This is a genomic window from Actinomadura sp. NAK00032 (assembly GCF_013364275.1).
Classification (GTDB): Bacteria; Actinomycetota; Actinomycetes; order Streptosporangiales; family Streptosporangiaceae; genus Spirillospora.
Genome location: NZ_CP054932.1, coordinates 411,682 through 428,716, shown reverse-complemented (window position 1 = coordinate 428,716; position 17,035 = coordinate 411,682). Strand labels below are relative to the sequence as shown.

Sequence of the window (17,035 nt, the reverse complement as noted above, 5' to 3'; positions counted from 1 at the left end):
CGTTGTGATCTCTCTCGTGAAGTAGGGCTCGCTTCGGTGGGCGGACGGGCGACGCGGCGCGGCGGGACCGGACGGGACAGGCCGCACGCCTGGCGCGCCGGGGCGGGCGGCCGCCGGCGGCCGCGTAGCGGGCGCCCTTGAAGACGTAAAGAAAGTTCTCATCCGGCGGATGGGCTGCCCGGCTGCCCCTAGGTCTTAGGTGCCTTGGCCGCCGATGGTGGGGCCTGCTGGCCAGAGGGTCTCTAGGTCGTTAGGGGTGAGCGGGTCTCGGTAGGCGGCCTGTAGGACGGTGGTCCTGTTGGGCTTGTCGGCGTCGGCGAGGTTGGCGAACCAGTCAATGCCTGCGGGGTAGGCCCACAGGTAGGAGCGTAGTTGCGGGTTGGCTCCTCGGTCGGTGAGGAGGTCGGCTATGGCAGCGTCCTTGATCCAGGGCATGCGGAAGCAGGCGTGGTCGGCCAGTTCGGTGACGCTCGCGCCCTGGTTGAGCGCAATGTGCAGCTCGGCGCGCACTAGTTGGTTGTAGTGGTCGAACCTGGTGCGGGTGACGAGTAGCTCGTCGTCCGGGGTGATGAAGAGCGGTAGGGCCTGGGCGAGTCCTTCGAGGAGGACTTGTTGCGGGGCGTGTACCGACATCAGGCGTACCCAGGGGACGTCTTCGGCTGCTGCTCGGGCTGACCAGCTCGCGCCCTGGAGGCCGTGGCCGAGTACCTCGTGTAGGGCGAACTGACGGGCGGCGACCTTGGTGAAGCTGGCGCGGCGGAGGTTGAGGCGTAGGCGGACCTTGTCGCCGACACCGTCGAGCCAGTACGCCCAGTAGGCGTCTACCTCGGTGGTCTCGATGGTGAGGTTGAACGGGGCGGTGCTGCCGGTGGCCTGGCGGACGGCTTGCTCGTAGTCGGCGGCGGCCTGGCGGATCGCGTCGGGGGCCTCGTCGGTCTCGATGGGGCCTTCTACGGCGCGCAGGTCGCGTGCGGTGTCGGGGCCCCACTGGATGCCTAGGGCGGTCAGGGCTTGGCGGGCCTGGTCGCCTCGGTGCGTGATGTAGCCGTCCTGCCATCCGGCGGCCGGACACCCCTGGGTTGCCTGGACGTAGTCATTGAGCGGTGGGTGTTCGCCGAGGAGAGCGCCGAGGTATGCCAGGTCGGCAGTGAGGCGGGCGGCGAGGCGGGCGGCTCCGGTCTCGGTGGCGCGGGCGTGGAGATCGGTGAGGCGCTGGTGGACGGCCAGGCGGCTGCTGGCCGGTTCGGGGGCTGTGGTGGTGGGGGCGCAATCGAAGTCGATGACGGCGGTTGATCCGCGGCCGGTCTCGTAGGCGTGCCAGCCTCGTAGGGTCGACTCGATCTCGTCACGCAGGTTCACGAATCGGCTCCCAGCGCAGCGTCACATACTGGTTCGGACGCAGGTAGTCACGGGTTAACGACATGACGGCATCCTGGCCCTCAATGTCCCAGACGAGACTATCCGTGGCGGAATTCTCCGAACCGTCCGGGTGCTCCTCGGTCGCGGTGCACCCGCCGAGGTCGACGCAGCGTTGCCGGACGCTGATCTCGTAGCGGCGGCAGTAGCGGGGCATCGCCTCGCGCCAGTAGTGGTTCCGGTCGAACTTGCCGCCCTCGCAGACATAGCCGACGCGGGCCCACTCCCCCGGCCGTAGTGGCGGGGAGATCTGAAAGGCGAACTTGGCAAGGTTGGTCGTGTCGTGGATGCGCTGGATGGCGATACGCCGGTCAATGTCGGGAACCGGCTTGATGGACAGCGGACCTGTGGTGTGCTCGAACCACACTTCACGCGACATGCGCGCCTGGGGCGTATCACTGAGGTTCAGCAGGTCGAAGCGATATTCCAATCGCGCGGCGCCGTCCTCGGCAATCTCTAGATCAATGGTCTTCGCCAGCTCGACGACGTGACCGGTAAGGCCGACGAGTTCGGTGATGTCGGCGTCGTTCAGGCGGCGGTCGCGCTGGAGCTGGAGGAGTCTGCGGCCGAGGTCCTGGGCGTGGTCGCTGGTGGCTGCTCTGGTGCCTGCGAGCCGGGCCTTAGCGGCGGGAATCGTTCGGGTGGTGGTGCCCCAACTGATCTCGCCGGTCTGGGGCGTGTCGATGTGGTGTTCAAGGGTGGTGAGCAGCTCGGCGACGTCGGGGGCCATGGGCTCGTCCGGGTCGCTCTGCGGCTGGTTGGACTCCTTCGGCGGGCACGGCTCGAAGAGTTGTTCCGCCGTCCAGCCGGGGAGCATCTTCTCCAGCACGCGGCAGTGATGCGGGTACGGGAGCCCCTTGAGTTCGCCGCTGAGCCAGCGGTGGAACTGCGCTCGGCTGGGCCAACTGCCGACAAGGCCGGGGTCAATGCCTTTTGCCGCTTTGTCGTATTCGCCGCAAAACGTCTGGTGCGTCTGCCAGTGCTTCTCTCGAAGTAGCACTTTCAACCGTACGGGGGGGGATTCGCCATCACCAACCTTCCGACTGCAGGAACGTAACGCAGACGAGCATCAGACGAGACAAGACGAGAACGATCCGCCCTGGATGCGATACAGACGGTAATGCGACGTGACGTGTCTCCCAGCCATCTTAGAAGCGTGAACACCGACACGACTTCTGAGATCGAGTTGTTGGCGGGGCAGCGGGCCGAATTGACCGAATACGAGGTTCGATCCGAGGTCCGTGACGACGTCGCCGGCCTGGCCGTCTTCACCGACGGGGGCGGCGCCATCGTCTGGGTCTTCGTCGGCTACTCCGGGCGGTACTTCTCCTGGGACCAGGACGGGCGCCAGCACCCGGTCAACGACATGCCGGGAGCGGCTCGGCGGATCGCCGAGCAGGTCCGTCCGGGCGGCGCCGAGGTGGTGACGTCGTGAACGGCCTCGCCGGTAGCGGAACGTCGGCGCTGATCAAGCGGCTACTGGACGGCTTGCAAGCCGACTTCCCCGGCTGGTTGATCACGCGCGAGTGCTCGGGCCGGTGGGTCGCCAAGCAACAGGGGTGGGGCGCCTTGTACGGGCAGAGCGCGGCAGAGCTGCGCAACCGACTCGACCGGTTCACCGGATCGGAGGACGCGCGATGAGTGGCAACCGGCGGGCCGCCGTCGTCCACATTCCCTCTGCACGGCACTCGACGACCAGGAAGAAGGCGGTCGGACTGACCGAGGAAGAGCGTCAGCTCCTGCTCGCGGAACTCGCCGAGATCACTGCGGAACTCGATGAACTCCAAGCACGGACGCGGCAGATCACGGCTCGGGTTCACGGGGCTGAATCGACCTGTCCGGCCCGTGAGAGCGGGGCGGCCTGAGATGGAGGACTCAGAGTGAGGAACCCCGCGATGGAAACGCGTGCGCAGACTGAGGACCCGGCGCTGCGGCAGCTCCGGGAAGAGTTCACCGGTCACCGGATCTGGCGAGCGCGGCGCTGGGACGGGCGTCTGGGCGATTGGGTCGCCACTCTGCGCGACCCGGCCGCCAGCGTCGACCCGACCGTGATCCGCTCCGACTCGGCGTCCCTGCGGGAGGCGCTGAAGCAGGAGCGGCAGTGCGCGGGCCGTCCGGTGATGAAAAGGGCCTGGTGATGGTGGCTTGGACCCCGCCATCGCCGAAAGGGGCCGCCCCCATGCTGGGTGGGGCGGTCCAGAGGGAGGCTGAGGCGGCGCGGCGGGTGCCCATCCCCCCGGATGCACTCATCGCGCTGCCTCGGCCGTTCACCGCACGGAGGCACCTCAACCGGCTCGCGCGGACACTGCGGCGACGGGCCTGGACGGTCGACCGCCGATACGTCGAGACCCGGCCCATGCTGCGGGTCTTCTTCCCCGATGCGCCCTGCCTGGGCGACAGCATCACCGTTGCGGCCGGGGACGGCGGATGGTGGTACCGGTCCAGCACCGGCGAACTGCTCGCGCCGTGCGCGGATATGGACCTGGCCGTGTCGCGTGTGACGACAGCGCTGGACCGTTGGATCTCGGCCGCGGGCTCGTTCTGGGAGGCGGACGGGTCCTGATGGACGCCGGGGCGGCCCTGGAGGGGATCGCCGAAGACTTCGGTGTCCCGTGCTGGCTGGGGCCGTACACCCGGACACACGAAGAAGGGGACGATGCCCTCGTCTTCAGGGGCGTCAAGAGCGGACCGCTGCGGTGGAGCGGGTTCAACAAGCCGACCCGGTGGACGCCGGTCGTGGAGGCGTTCGGCGTCCCCGAGCTGCACTTCCATGACCTTCGGCACGGGGAACACCCTGGCCGCCGACATGGGCGTCTCGCCGCGCAGCCTGATGGCGCACATGGGCACGACGACGAGCGGGCGGCACTGAGGTATCAGCATCGGTCGTGAAGTGCAGCATCGGTCGTGAAGTGCTGACCATGCCATCGCGGACAGGCTCAAACGCGCTTGTCCAGGCCGAGCAGAAGCGGGACGGCGACGGGCGGCTGGTGCCCGTGCGCTAATCGCACGGCGGGCTCGCAGAGGCCCTAACAAGATCAAGGCCCGGGCCAGGGTTGACACCCTTGGCCTGGGCCTTCGTCGTTGGAGCGGGTGACGGGAATCGAACCCGCGCTGTCAGCTTGGGAAGCTGAAGTTCTACCATTGAACTACACCCGCGTGGGGCCCTTGGGGGCGTCCATGCTGTGGTTACTGTACCGGATCGTCGGTGTGGGTGTGGGGTGGGATAGCTTTTCAGGCGTGCTGCTCTCCGATCGCGACATCAGGGCCGAGCTCGAGTCTGGGCGGGTGAAGATCGACCCGTACGAGCCCGGCATGGTCCAGCCGTCCAGTGTGGACGTGCGGCTGGACAGGTACTTCCGGGTGTTCGAGAACCACAAGTACCCGCACATCGATCCCGCTGTGGAGCAGCCGGATCTGACGCGGCTGGTGGACGTCGAGCCCGATGAGGCGTTCGTGCTGCATCCCGGGGAGTTCGTGCTCGCCTCGACGTACGAGGTGTTCGGGCTGCCGGACGACCTGGCGGCGCGGCTGGAGGGGAAGTCGAGCCTCGGGCGGCTCGGGCTGCTGACGCACTCGACGGCAGGGTGGATCGATCCCGGGTTCGGCGGGCACGTGACGCTGGAGCTGTCGAACGTGGCGACGCTGCCGATCAAGTTGTGGCCGGGGATGAAGATCGGGCAGATGTGCCTGTTCCGGACGAGCTCGCCTGCGGAGTACCCCTACGGGTCGGCGAAGTACGGGTCGCGGTACCAGGACCAGCGGGGACCGACGCCGTCGCGGTCGTATCTGAACTTCCACCGGACTAAGGTGTAGCCCATTTGTGACCTGAACGTGACGGAACTCACCAAAAGATGAAACATGTTCTCTGGGCGGGTAGTTTCAGGCGACGCACACCTTTGGCGTCTGGTTGACAGTCTCTTTGCCTGAGGCTCGTCGCGTCCGGGCGTCTGGACGGATTGAGCGAGCCGTTTCCGCGTACGCACGTGGGAACCCGGAAGGAGATCGTGTCAGTACTCCGCGCGGAAAGCGTCACCAAGCTCTTTGGTCGCAAGACAGCTGAGGCACAGCGGAAACTCAAGGCGGGCGCCGATCTCAAGGCGGTTCGCGACCTCGGGGTCACCCCGGCGGTGGTGGACGCCTCCTTCGAGGTCCGGCAGGGCGAGATCTTCGTGGTCATGGGTCTGTCGGGGTCGGGGAAGTCGACCCTCATCCGGATGTTGAACGGGTTGCTCGGGGTCACCTCCGGAAGCGTCGAGATCGACGGCCAGGACATCGCGAAGATGTCGCCGAAGGCGCTGCGGGCGCTCCGGCAGAACAAGATCAGCATGGTCTTCCAGCACTTCGCGCTGTTCCCCCATAGGACGGTTCTGGCTAACGCGGCGTACGGGCTCGAGGTACGCGGTGTCCCGAAGGAAGAACGCGAGAAGAAGGCCCGGGAGTTCCTGGGACTGGTGGGTCTTGAAGGCTGGGAGGACAAGCTTCCCAACCAGTTGTCGGGCGGTATGCAGCAGCGCGTGGGGCTCGCGAGGGCGCTCACGGCGGGCACCGACATCATCTTGATGGACGAGGCGTTCAGCGCCCTGGACCCGCTCATCCGGCGGGAGGTCCAGGACCTGCTCCTGGACTTGCAGGGCCGGTTCGGCAAGACCATCGTCTTCATCACGCATGACTTGAACGAGGCCATGCGCATCGGCGACCGCATCGCGGTGATGCGCGAGGGCCGGATCGTGCAGATCGGCACGGCCGAGGAGATCCTGACCGATCCCGCTAACGACTATGTCGCCCAGTTCGTCGCCGACGTGGATCGTGCCAGGGTGCTGACGGCGTCGTCGGTCATGGAGAAGCCGCTGGTCACGGTGCTCGCGTCGACCGGGCCGCGGACGGCCCTGCGGACGATGCGCGAGCACCAGACGTCGGCGGCCTTCGTGGTCGGGCGCGACCGCCGGCTGGTCGGGCGGGTGCGCGCCGCGCGGATCGCCGACGCGGTGCAGGAGAACGTCCAGACGCTGGACGGCCTGATCGACCCCGAGGACCTGGAGCCGGTGCCGCCGGACACCCCGGTCGCCGAGTTGTTCACGCGGTGCGCGGAGAGCGACCTGCCGGTGCCGGTCGCGGACGCGGAGGGGACGCTGCTCGGCGTGATCCCGCGGGTGACGCTGCTGGCGGCGCTCGGCGCGATCAACTCGCACGAGATCGTCGAGGCGGAACCGGAACTCGCGCTGGCGAAGGAGGGCGGCGACGGTGAGTGACCTGATCGAGCTGCCCCGGACCCCGGTCGGCGAGTGGTTCGACAACCTGGTGAACTGGTGCACCGACCACCTGTCGTGGCTGTTCGACGGGATCGGCACCGCCATCGAGACGTCGGTGGACGCCCTCACCGACGTCCTGACGGTGCTGCCGCCGCTCGGCCTGACGCTGGTGCTGGCCGTCATCGCGCTGGTCATCAGCGGCTGGCGGCTCGCCCTGTTCACGATCCTCGGCTTCGCGCTGGTCGACAGCATGGAGCTGTGGGAGGCGTCGATGGACTCGCTGGCCCTGGTGCTGGTGTCGGCGGTGGTGGCCACGGTGCTGTCGATCCCGATCGGCATCGCGGCGGCGCGCAGCGACGTGGCGAGCCGGATCGTCCGGCCGGTCCTCGACTTCATGCAGACGATGCCGGCGTTCGTCTACCTGATCCCGGCGATCTTCTTCTTCAGCATCGGCTCCGTGCCCGGCGTGGTCGCGACGGTGATCTTCGCGATGCCGCCGGGGGTGCGGCTGACCGAGCTCGGCATCCGCGGCGTCGACCCGGAGATGGTGGAGGCGGGCGAGGCGTTCGGCACGCCGCCGAACCGGATCCTGACCCGGATCCAGATCCCGCTGGCCATGCCGTCCATCATGGCGGGCGTCAACCAGCTGATCATGCTGTCGCTGTCGATGGTCGTCATCGCGGGCATGGTCGGCGCGGGCGGCCTCGGCGGCGAGGTGCTGGAGGGCATCAACCGGGTGGACGTCGCGAAGGGCTTCGAGGGCGGCATCGCGGTCGTCATCCTCGCCATCTACCTGGACCGCCTCACCGGTGCCCTCGGCGAGGGGCCGAGCATGATGCGCGGCCTGATGCGCCGCGGCATGGGCAACCCGGTCTGACCCACGGCCTGCGCCTCCGGCCGGACCGGCCCGTCCGGCCGCGGGGCGCCGTTCCCCCCACCTCCCATGCAAGGCAACGAAAGGATGGGCATGCGTTTCAAGTTGAAGGGTCTGACGGTCGCGGCGTTGACGCTGACGCTGGGGCTGACCTCTGCCGCGTGCGGCGACTCGGATTCGGGTGGGGGTGACAACGACAAGAACATCACCATCGGCGTGGTCTCGGGTTGGGCCGAGGGAGAGGCCGCGACCGCGCTGTGGAAGCGCCTGCTCACCGACAAGGGCTACAAGGTCGACGTGAAGACCCTCGACACCGGCCCGCTGTACGCGGGCATGTCGAAGGGGGACGTGGACCTCTTCCTGGACTCCTGGCTCCCCGGCACGCACGAGGACTACTGGAAGCAGTACGGCGACAAGCTGGAGAAGGTCGGCAGCTGGTACGACTCGGCGCCGCTGACGATCGCGGTGCCGAACTACTCGCCGCTGCAGTCGCTGGAGGACCTGAAGGGCAAGGGCGGCCAGTACGACGGAAAGATCGTCGGCATCGAGAAGAGCTCCGGCCTGTACCGGGTGTCGCAGGAGGAGATGCTTCCCGCGTACGGCCTGCAGGACGAGTTCAAGGTGACGACGTCCTCGACGGCGGCGATGCTGACCGAGCTGGACAAGGCCATCAGCGCCAAGAAGGACATCGTCGTCACGCTGTGGCGCCCCCACTGGGCGTACGCGAAGTACCCCATCCGGGACCTGAAGGACCCGAAGGGCGCGATGGGCAAGCCGGACACCATCTACACCGTCGGCCGCAAGGACTTCGGCAAGGACCAGCCGGAGGTCGCGGGCTGGCTGAAGAAGTTCAAGATGGACGACAAGCAGCTGGGGTCCCTTGAGGACCTCATGGAGAACAAGTACAAGGGCAAGCCCGAGCAGGCCGTCGACGAGTGGCTCAAGACGAACCAGAGCTACGCGACGTCGCTGACGAGCTGACCCCCCGCGGGTGTCGACCCCGCAGCGAGTGGAGGGGCCGTCCGGCTTGGCCGGGCGGCCCTTCGCCGTTCGCGGCCCGCCTCACCCGGCGAGACCCGCGATGAACAGCACGGCCACCAGCCCGGCGCCGGTGGCGCAGAGGGTCATGACGCGCGGGTGGACGCTGTGCGCCTCCGGCAGGATCTCGGCGGCGGCCAGATACAGCAGGACGCCGGCGAACGTCCCGAGGTAGGGGCCGAGGACCGCGTCGGGGACGGTCGCCAGCGTGCCGAGCGCGGCGCCCGCGATGGGCGCGGCGGCGTCCAGGAGCAGCAGCAGGACGGCGGGGCGGCGGTCGGCGCGGTGCAGCGAGGCGGCGGTGAAGGTGTTGAAGCCGTCCGCGAAGTCGTGCGTGATCACGGCGATCGCCACGAAGATCCCGACGTCGGTGCCGGACTGGAAGCCGAGGCCGATGCTGAGGCCGTCCACCAGGCTGTGCAGGACGAGCGCGGACGCGGCGAGCAGCCCGCCCGCGCCGCCGGTGGCGCCCGCGCCCGCGCCTGCACCGGCGCCCGTGCCGTGGGCGTGCACGTGCGGCGCGTACTCGTCCTCGTGGGCACGGTGGATCGCCACGGCCTGCTCGACGACGTGCAGCAGGACGAACCCGGCCGCGAAGCCGATCATCGGCGCGGGGACGCCGAGCGGGCGCTGCCGCGTCATCTCCAGCGACTCGGGGATCAGGTCGAAGGCGACGACGCCGAGCATCAGCCCGCCGGCCAGGCCGAGGACGAGGTGCCGCCGGTCGCGCACCCGCATCGCGGCGAAGCCCCCGGCGAGCGTCATCACGAACGCGAGGACGGACACGAGCACGGCCATTCCCGTGTCTTACCAAGCCGCCCGCGTTCAGAACCTCGCGGACGCGCGGGCCGGGCGGCTCGCCGGACGCGGGGCGCGGTCCGCACGCGCGGGTCGGCGGGGCGCCATACGCGAGGAGCCGTCCGCCCGGCGGGTGCCCGCGGCCCCGGGCGCCGCCGAGCGGACGGCCGTTCAGTGGCCGCCGGTCAGTCGAAGGCGCTCTCGTCGACGACGCTCCCGGCGGGCGGGCGCCGGACGTCCACGGGCTTCCCGTAGTCGATGTACTCGATACGGTTCTGCGGGCCGCCCGTCAGCGCCAGCACGTACGGCTCGCCTCGCGTCGCCACCTGGATCTCGTCGCCGGTCGCGCCGGTGGTCAGGGTCACCGCGGGGGTTCCGCCGACCGTCGCGGCCTTGCCCTTCCGCCAGGTGCCCGCGGACTTCACGGCCTCGTTGAGCAGGGCCGTGCGGTAGGTGAAGACCGCCAGGTCCTTGAAGTCGGGGGAGGTGCCGGTCGTCTTGAGGTACTTGCCGGAGAACAGCTGCAGCGCGCCCTTCCCGCCGACCGACGTCCAGAACGCGTCGTTGCCCTTGAGGTAGACCTCCTTGCCGATCCTCGTGATCTCGACGCGCTCGCGCCCCTGCTGGAACCATCCGGTCGACTTCGACTTGCCGGCGTAGCGGAAGTCGAGCGTGAACTTGTCGCCGCCGTCCACCACGTGCCCGCGGATGCGCAATGAGTGCGCGCCGTTCGTCGCCTTGCGGGCGCGGTGGAGGATCTCGGCGGCCCGCAGCTTCTCCACCCCGTTGGCCGGCGCGGCCGCGGTGGACGTCTTCGCCGCCGCCCCCGGCTTCTCCGTCGTGCCGGTCTTCTCCGCGGGCCCGCAGGCCGCCGTTCCGGACGCGACCGCCAGGACGAGCACGGCCGACACCCGGCCTGCCCGCAGTCGGTGATGAGGCACCCAGGCCTCCTCTCTCTCACACACACTTCGTGGGACACCGCCCCCGATGTCCACAAAGAGCCTGTTCCGGGCGCATGCCGGATCACTGTCGTTATGCTGCGGTCAACTGCGTCCGGGCTGCCGAACGGCTGCCGCGGCGCCCCGGGGCGGGTGAGTGGAGGTGGTCGCGCTGCCGGACGAGGGGCCGCCACTGCGCTTCGAGATCCTGGGCCGGACGGCCGCGTGGCGGGACGGGCAGGAGCTCGATCTGGGGCCGGGCAAGCAGCGCGCGGTCCTCGCCGTCCTGCTGCTGGCGCCCGGCCGGCCGGTGCCGACGGCGTCGATCGTGCGGGCGGTGTGGGGGGACGAGCCTCCCGACAACGGGGCGAACGTCGTGCAGAAGTACGTCGCCGGGCTGCGCCGCGTGCTGGAGCCCGACCGTTCGCCCCGCGCTCCGGGACGGCTGCTGGCGCTGACGGGCGCCGGATACGCGCTGCACGTCCCGCCGGGCGGCCTGGACGCCGAGGTCTTCCAGGACCGGGTGAAGGCGGCCCGGTCCCTGCGCGACGGACGCGACGGACGCGACGCGGGCGGCAGGGGCGACGCGGCGCGGGCCGAGGCGATGCTGCGCGAGGCGCTCGCCATGTGGCGGGGCCCTGCGCTGGCGGGCCTGAACGGTCCCTACTTCGAGGCGGCGCGCGACCGCCTGGAAGAGACGCGCGCGGCGGCGCTTGAGGCGTGCGCCGAGGCCGGGCTGGAGGCGGACGGGCACGCGCGGCTCGTCCCCGAACTGCTCCGGCTGGTCGCCGAGTTCCCGCTGCGGGAGGGGTTCCGGTACCTGCTGATGCTGGCGCTCTACCGGTGCGGACGGCAGGCCGAGGCCCTCGCCGCCTACCGGGACGCGCGCGACTTCTTCGCGGCCGAGTTCGGTGTCGAGCCCGGCGAGCGCCTGCAGAACCTGCACCTCGGCATCCTGCGCTCAGACCACTCCCTGGCGCGCCCGTCCCCGGCCGCCGAGCAGTCGGCGCGCCCTGAGCCGGTCGCGCCGGTCGCACCGGTCGCACCGGTCGCTTCGCCCTTCGCGCCGCCCGATCCTCCGCTCGCCCCGCTGCCGCCCGACCCGCGTCCGGCACCCACAGTGGGAGTGATCCCGTTAGGACCGGTGGCGGCCGCTCCCCTGCACACGCCTGCCGCTTATCCCTTCCCGGCGCAGCACGCGGTCTGGGCACCACCGCCGCCCGTGCGGCGCGTCCCGTGGCCGATGCGCGCCGTCCTCGCGGCCCTGCCGGTGCTGAGCTTCGGGCTGCTGACCCCCGCCCTCGTCGTCTATTACGCGGCACGGCGCCGGAGCCGCCCGCTCGCGCTGATGGCGGCGAGCTACCTGCTGCTGTCGGCCTTCTTCTTCATCGGCATGATGAGCACCACGTCGGTGGAGCCCTCCCCGTGGGACGGCCCGGTCTTCCTCTCGCTGCTCATCACGATGCTCGGCGGCGCCGTCCACATGGCGATCCTCACGGCCGACCCGTATCCGGGCGCGGCCCCGCCCGCACTGGACGTCCGGCTGATCGAGCGGCGCGTCCGCAGGGAGCAGGCCCGGTCGCTGGCGGCGCACCACCCGTCGATCGCCCGCCGGCTCGGCATCGGCCGCCCCGACCTGCCCCGGACGTTCGACGACGGCGGGCTGGTCGACGTCAACTCGGCGCCCGAGCACCTGCTCGCCGCGCTGCCCGGCGTGGAGCCGCACCACGCGAAGCTGATCGTGCTGGCCCGCGCGGCACACGGCCCGCTGGCCTCGGTGGACGACCTCGCGACCCGGAGCATCCTGCCCTACCAGGCGGTGCACGCCCTGCGCGACACGCTCATCGCCGTCCCGCCCGCACCGGCGCCGGACGCGGCAGACGCCGAACCCGGGCCGACGCCTCCGCCCGTGGAATCGGCCCCCGGCCCCTGAGACGAGAAGAACCCCTGAAACGGGAAGGACCCCGAGCCGTGCCCGGCTCGGGGTCCTTCGTCGCGCTTCGTCCACGCCGCTACTCGGCGGCGACGGGCTCCTTCTCCTCGGTGGTCTTGCCACCACCGTCGCCCTTGATGGAGCGGATGAGGAGCTGGGAGACGTCGACGACTTCCAGGGTCTCCTTGGCGGCGCCCTCGTTCTTCTTCTCGTTGATGGCGTCGCCGAGCATCACCAGGCAGAACGGGCAGGCGGTGGAGACGGTGTCGGGGTTGGTCTCCAGTGCCTCGTCCACGCGCTCGGTGTTGATGCGCTTGCCGATGCGCTCTTCCATCCACATCCGCGCGCCGCCGGCGCCGCAGCAGAACCCGCGGTCCTTGTGGCGGTGCATCTCCTGGGTCTTGACGCCCGGGACGGTGGCCATGATGTCGCGCGGCTGCTTGTAGACCTTGTTGTGGCGGCCCAGGAAGCAGGGGTCGTGGTAGGTGATGTTCTCCTCGATCGGGGTGACTGGGGTGAGCTTGCCCGACTCGACCAGGTGCGCCAGCAGCTGGGTGTGGTGGACGACCTCGTAGTTCCCGCCGATCTGCGGGTACTCGTTGGCCAGGGTGTTGAAGCAGTGCGGGCAGGTCGCCACGATCTTCTTCACCCCCGCGTCGTTGAGGGTCTCCACGTTCTGCTGCCCCAGCATCTGGAACACGAACTCCATGCCCAGGCGGCGGGCCGGGTCACCGGTGCAGGCCTCCATCGGGCCCAGCACCGCGAACTTCACGCCCGCGATGTGCAGCAGCTCGGCGACGGCCTTGGTGGTCTTCTTGGCCCGGTCCTCCAGGGCGCCCGCGCAGCCGACCCAGAACAGGTACTCGGTGTCCTCGGAGACCTTGTCGTCGACGACCTCGACCTCGAAGTCCAGCTCCTCGATCCACTCGAGGCGCTTCATCTCCGACATGCCCCAGGGGTTGCCCTTGTTCTCCAGGTTCTTCAGCATCACGCCGGCCTCGGACGGGAACGAGGACTCGATCATGACCTGGAAGCGGCGCATGTCCAGGATGTGGTCGATGTGCTCGATGTCGACCGGGCACTGCTCGACGCACGCGCCGCAGTTGGTGCACGACCACAGCACGTCGGGGTGGATGACGCCGTCGTCGCCGACGAGGTCCTTGTCCACCTGCATCGCGAGCTTCTGCTCGTCGGTGAACTTCTCCCGCGCCTCCTCCGAGGCGGTGAAGTAGGGGGCCTTGGCCAGGGCGTGGTCGCGCAGCTCCAGGATGAGCATCTTCGGCGACAGCGGCTTGCCGGTGTTCCAGGCCGGGCACTGGGACTGGCAGCGACCGCACTCGGTGCAGGTCGCCATGTCCAGGAAGCCCTTCCAGGTGAAGTCCTCGATCTTGCCGCGGCCGAAGACGTCCTCGTCGGGGTCGGCCTCCTCGAAGTCGAGCGGCTTGCCGCCCGACATCATCGGCTGCGCGGCGCCCAGGCCGTCCGGCTGGCGCTTGAACATGACGTTCAGCGGGGCCAGGAAGATGTGCAGGTGCTTGGAGTGCACCACGAAGACCAGGAACACCAGCGCGACGCCGATGTGCAGCAGCAGGCCGACCGACTCCAGCACCTCCAGGGTGCCGTCGCTCATGCCGTCGCCGAACAGCTGCCCGACCAGGTAGGAGAAGTACCCGGCCTTGCCGTAGCCGAAGTTGTCGCGCGCGACCTCGACGCCCCGGAAGAAGAACATCGTCCAGATGACGTTGAAGATCATGAACAGCGTGATCCACGCGCCGGACAGGTGCGAGCCCTTGAACCGCGACTTGCGGCCCAGCCGCTTCGGCGAGTTCTTCACCCGGATCACGGTGAACACGGCCAGGCCGAGCGCGCACGCCAGCGCGATCGTGTCCTGGACGAACCCGATCGGCCCCCAGGTCTGCAGGCCCGGGATGTGCGCCTCCAGCCCGAACAGCAGCTGGACGGCCGCCTCCAGGTACACCGTCGCGAGCAGGAAGAACGCCCACATCACCGCGAAGTGCGCGGCGCCGGCCACGGTCCACTTCAGCAGCTTGCGCTGCCCCAGGACCTCCACCGCCTGGCCCTCGACGGCCTTCTTCGGCTCGCGCTTGAGCTGCAGCGTCCGCTCAGGGTCGGGCTGACCGCTCTTGGCGATGGTGTACAGGAACAGCACCCGCCGCGCGGCGAGCGCCAAAGCGACCGCCGTACCGGCGAGCCCGATGACCAACGTGATCCAGAACACTGTTCCGTCCTCCTGGGGTACGGGTGCTGGCAGTCAGCGTAGGGCTCGCGACAGACTGCTCTTCACCCGGGGCCCGAATACTACTCGGTAGTAGCTTATGCGTCACCTGCGCTGGTCAGGACGCTCCCGGCCTCGTTCCCGCACCCCGGAAGCGCCGCGACCCGCGGCCGTGCCGCCCGTCCACTTTAGAGATCTCGTGCACCGATGAGTATCAGCGGGTTACCGAGTCCATACCAGAAAGGGCCGCCCGTCCAGGGCGGTTCCCGACCACCGGTACGCCGAACGGAGTCCTCATGACCTCGACGCCAGACCTCACTCCCGCCGCCCGGCGGATGGCCGAGCTGCTCGCCGGCGTCCGCGACGTCCAGCTCACCGCGCCGACGCCGTGCGAGGACACCTCCCTCGTCGGCCTGATCGGCCACGTGGACGGGCTGGTGATCGCCTTCACGCAGGCCGCCACGAAGGACATCCCCGAGGGCGGCTCGCAGCCCCCGTCCGACGTCCCGTCCGAGCTCTCCCCGGACTGGCGCACCCGCATCCCCGAGCAGCTCGACGCGCTCGCCGCCGCCTGGCTCTCTCCCGACGCCTGGCACGGCATGACCGAGGCCGGCGGCATCACGATGTCCGGCGCGGAGGCCGGGAACGTCGCGATGAACGAACTGGTCGTCCACGGCTGGGACATCGCCCGCGCCAGCGGGCAGCCCTACGCGGCCGGGGCGGACGAGATCGAGTCGTGCCTCGCCTTCGTCTACCCGGCCGTCGAGCAGAGCGACGGCAAGGGCGTCCCCGGCCTGTTCGGCCCGGCCGTGCCGACCTCCGGCGACGCCGCCCCCCTCGACCGCCTCATCGCCCTGACCGGCCGCGACCCGTCCTGGACCCCCGACCGAACCTGACCCGCCCCCGGGAGGTCCAGGTTTTACCTCGCCTGGCTGGCCCCTGGTCAGGTGTTTTGTGACGATTGTGGGGAGAGGTGCGTCCGGTCCCGATCCATGGGGGGATCATGACCGAGACCACCGGCATCCCGCGCTGGCACCTCACCGGCGACTGGTTCGATGTCTGCAAATGCACCATCCCGTGCCCGTGCACGTACGCGCAGCCCCCCACGTACGGCGACTGCGACGGCGTGCTGGCATGGCGCATCCGTGAAGGACGGTACGGAGAGGTCGCGCTCGACGGCCTCAACGTCGTGATGCTCGGCTCATTCGTCGGGAACGTGTGGGGCGAGCACTCCGACGCCTACGCGGCCGTCTTCCTGGACGAGCGCGCCGACGACGCCCAGCGCGCGGCGCTCGGGAAGATCTTCGGCGGGGAGGCCGGCGGCTGGCCGGCGCAGCTGGTGGGGATGCTCGCCCCCGAGGTGCGCGGGGTGGAGTTCTCCCCCGTGGCGATCTCGGTCGACGACGACCTCGCCGCCTGGGGCGCGGAGGTGCCGGGCCGGGTCGTGGCGCGGGCCGAGGCGCTGACCGGGCCCACGACGCCCGAGGGCGCGCGGGTGCAGACCCTCAACCCTCCCGGTGCGGAGACCGGTCCGGGCCAGGTCGCCACGTGGGGCCGCGCCCTCACCGACCGGGCCGACGCCTACGGATTCAGCTGGGAGTGGGACGGCCGCTCCAGCAAGCACATCCCGTTCGACTGGACCGGTCCCGACTAGGAGCCCGGCGATGCTGACGCATGAGCGCCACCTCGGCCACGGCCCGGCGCGGCAACGCGCACCGGCCGCCGAGCACGCGCGCGACGCCCCGGCCGGTGCGCGTGGGCGGATGCGCGAGGGCCTGTTCGTCCTGGTGCTTCTCGTGCTCTCCGCGCTCGCCTGGCTGGCGGTCCACCGGCTGGCCATGCCGGACATGCGCGCCGGAATCCTGACCGGCGGCGCCGAGCGCTCCGGGGACGGGATGGCGGCGATGCCGATGGAGCGGTCCATCGGGGCGGGCCTGTTCCTCGGCACCTGGCTGGTGATGATGGCCGCGATGATGCTGCCCGCGGTGACGCCGGTGATCGTCCGGATCGACCGGCTGATGCGGCGGCGCGGCGCGCGGAGGACGACCGCCTACCTCCTCGCGGCGGGCTACCTGGCCGTCTGGGCGGCGGCCGGGGTGGCGGCGTACGGCCTGTTCCTGCTGTTCCAGCCGGTGGCGGCGGCGGGCGACACGGCGGTCGCCGTGCGGGCGGGCGCCGTGGTGCTGCTGTTCGCGGGCGCCTACCAGCTCAGCCCCCTGAAACGGGCGTGCCTGCGGCTGTGCCGCTCGCCCCTCGCCATCGTCGTGCGGCACGGCGAGCGGATCACCGCGGGTCCCGGCGGCGCGCTTCTCGCCGGCGTCCACCACGGGGCCTTCTGCCTCGGCTGCTGCTGGGCGCTGATGGCCGTGCTGCTCGCCGCCGGGATGATGAGCCTGGTCTGGATGGGGGTCATCGCGGCGGTGATCCTCGCGGAGCGGGTCTGGCGGCACGGGGAACTGCTGAGCCGGCCGCTCGGCGCCGCGATGATCGTCTTCGGGCTGGTGCTGCTCGCCGCTCCCGGGGCCGCACCGTCGCTGACCTAGCCGGCGCCGG

The 17,035-nt window shown here is 70.1% G+C and carries 18 protein-coding genes and 1 tRNA gene; 13 read left to right on the top strand and 6 right to left on the bottom strand.

Features of this window, described 5'->3' with window-relative positions; translation table 11 throughout:
* Positions 1 to 195: 195 nt before the first annotated feature.
* Together HUT06_RS02130 and HUT06_RS02125 are read right to left on the bottom strand one after the other, a co-directional pair.
* Entirely contained in the window at positions 196 to 1,359 is a 1,164-nt protein-coding gene (locus HUT06_RS02130) for a hypothetical protein (RefSeq protein WP_176194149.1), read from the bottom strand.
* Entirely contained in the window at positions 1,346 to 2,245 is a 900-nt protein-coding gene (locus HUT06_RS02125) for a hypothetical protein (protein WP_176194148.1), read from the bottom strand. The genes HUT06_RS02130 and HUT06_RS02125 overlap by 14 nt, the downstream gene beginning before the upstream one ends.
* A 327-nt stretch (positions 2,246 to 2,572) precedes the next feature.
* Between HUT06_RS02125 and HUT06_RS02120 the strand changes: the two genes are divergently transcribed.
* The 5 genes from HUT06_RS02120 (at position 2,573) to HUT06_RS02100 (ending at position 3,979) form a co-directional block, all read left to right on the top strand.
* Positions 2,573 to 2,851 (top strand): hypothetical protein, encoded by a 279-nt coding sequence (locus tag HUT06_RS02120; RefSeq protein WP_176194147.1) that lies wholly within the window; start codon positions 2,573 to 2,575, stop codon positions 2,849 to 2,851.
* Entirely contained in the window at positions 2,848 to 3,057 is a 210-nt protein-coding gene (locus HUT06_RS02115; protein ID WP_176194146.1) for a hypothetical protein, read from the top strand. Before HUT06_RS02120 ends, HUT06_RS02115 begins: the two co-directional genes overlap by 4 nt.
* Positions 3,054 to 3,281: a hypothetical protein gene (locus HUT06_RS02110; protein ID WP_176194145.1), complete on the top strand. Its 228-nt coding sequence runs from the start codon at positions 3,054 to 3,056 to the stop codon at positions 3,279 to 3,281. The genes HUT06_RS02115 and HUT06_RS02110 overlap by 4 nt, the downstream gene beginning before the upstream one ends.
* A gap of 30 nt (positions 3,282 to 3,311) precedes the next feature.
* A complete protein-coding gene (locus HUT06_RS02105; RefSeq protein ID WP_176194144.1) occupies positions 3,312 to 3,554 on the top strand; it encodes a hypothetical protein in 243 nt (80 codons plus the stop codon).
* A 218-nt stretch (positions 3,555 to 3,772) separates the two neighbouring features.
* Positions 3,773 to 3,979 carry a hypothetical protein gene (locus HUT06_RS02100; RefSeq protein ID WP_176194143.1) on the top strand — a complete coding sequence of 69 codons (207 nt, stop codon included), beginning with the start codon at positions 3,773 to 3,775 and terminating at the stop codon, positions 3,977 to 3,979.
* A gap of 519 nt (positions 3,980 to 4,498) precedes the next feature.
* On the opposite strand, the gene HUT06_RS02095 is transcribed toward HUT06_RS02100, so the two are convergent.
* Positions 4,499 to 4,572, bottom strand: a tRNA-Gly gene (locus tag HUT06_RS02095).
* An 81-nt stretch (positions 4,573 to 4,653) separates the two neighbouring features.
* Between HUT06_RS02095 and dcd the strand changes: the two genes are divergently transcribed.
* The 4 genes from dcd to HUT06_RS02075 all read left to right on the top strand — a co-directional run bounded on the left by dcd (position 4,654) and on the right by HUT06_RS02075 (position 8,520).
* Positions 4,654 to 5,229, top strand: a complete 576-nt coding sequence (gene dcd, locus HUT06_RS02090) for a dCTP deaminase (RefSeq protein WP_176194142.1) — start codon at positions 4,654 to 4,656, stop codon at positions 5,227 to 5,229.
* Positions 5,230 to 5,420: 191 nt separating this feature from the next.
* A complete protein-coding gene (locus HUT06_RS02085) occupies positions 5,421 to 6,665 on the top strand; it encodes a glycine betaine/L-proline ABC transporter ATP-binding protein (RefSeq protein WP_176194141.1) in 1,245 nt (414 codons plus the stop codon).
* Entirely contained in the window at positions 6,658 to 7,542 is an 885-nt protein-coding gene (locus tag HUT06_RS02080; protein ID WP_176194140.1) for a proline/glycine betaine ABC transporter permease, read from the top strand. Before HUT06_RS02085 ends, HUT06_RS02080 begins: the two co-directional genes overlap by 8 nt.
* A 90-nt stretch (positions 7,543 to 7,632) precedes the next feature.
* Positions 7,633 to 8,520, top strand: a complete 888-nt coding sequence (locus HUT06_RS02075) for a glycine betaine ABC transporter substrate-binding protein (protein WP_176194139.1) — start codon at positions 7,633 to 7,635, stop codon at positions 8,518 to 8,520.
* An 81-nt stretch (positions 8,521 to 8,601) separates the two neighbouring features.
* Here HUT06_RS02075 and HUT06_RS02070 read toward each other — a convergent pair whose 3' ends face one another.
* Together HUT06_RS02070 and HUT06_RS02065 are read right to left on the bottom strand one after the other, a co-directional pair.
* On the bottom strand, positions 8,602 to 9,375 hold the full coding sequence (locus HUT06_RS02070) for a ZIP family metal transporter (protein ID WP_176194138.1): 774 nt from the start codon (positions 9,373 to 9,375) through the stop codon (positions 8,602 to 8,604).
* Positions 9,376 to 9,560: 185 nt separating this feature from the next.
* A complete protein-coding gene (locus HUT06_RS02065; protein WP_176194137.1) occupies positions 9,561 to 10,316 on the bottom strand; it encodes a hypothetical protein in 756 nt (251 codons plus the stop codon).
* Between the two features lie 154 nt (positions 10,317 to 10,470).
* On the opposite strand from HUT06_RS02065, the gene HUT06_RS02060 reads away from it, so the two are divergent.
* Positions 10,471 to 12,246 (top strand): BTAD domain-containing putative transcriptional regulator, encoded by a 1,776-nt coding sequence (locus HUT06_RS02060; RefSeq protein WP_176194136.1) that lies wholly within the window; start codon positions 10,471 to 10,473, stop codon positions 12,244 to 12,246.
* Positions 12,247 to 12,325: 79 nt separating this feature from the next.
* Here HUT06_RS02060 and HUT06_RS02055 read toward each other — a convergent pair whose 3' ends face one another.
* Positions 12,326 to 14,485 carry a (Fe-S)-binding protein gene (locus tag HUT06_RS02055; protein ID WP_176194135.1) on the bottom strand — a complete coding sequence of 720 codons (2,160 nt, stop codon included), beginning with the start codon at positions 14,483 to 14,485 and terminating at the stop codon, positions 12,326 to 12,328.
* A gap of 293 nt (positions 14,486 to 14,778) precedes the next feature.
* On the opposite strand from HUT06_RS02055, the gene HUT06_RS02050 reads away from it, so the two are divergent.
* The 3 genes from HUT06_RS02050 (at position 14,779) to HUT06_RS02040 (ending at position 17,025) form a co-directional block, all read left to right on the top strand.
* Positions 14,779 to 15,378, top strand: a complete 600-nt coding sequence (locus tag HUT06_RS02050; protein ID WP_176194134.1) for a TIGR03086 family metal-binding protein — start codon at positions 14,779 to 14,781, stop codon at positions 15,376 to 15,378.
* Between the two features lie 107 nt (positions 15,379 to 15,485).
* Positions 15,486 to 16,136: a DUF1326 domain-containing protein gene (locus tag HUT06_RS02045; protein WP_176194133.1), complete on the top strand. Its 651-nt coding sequence runs from the start codon at positions 15,486 to 15,488 to the stop codon at positions 16,134 to 16,136.
* Between the two features lie 10 nt (positions 16,137 to 16,146).
* Positions 16,147 to 17,025 (top strand): DUF2182 domain-containing protein, encoded by an 879-nt coding sequence (locus tag HUT06_RS02040; protein WP_176194132.1) that lies wholly within the window; start codon positions 16,147 to 16,149, stop codon positions 17,023 to 17,025.
* Positions 17,026 to 17,035: the final 10 nt, after the last annotated feature.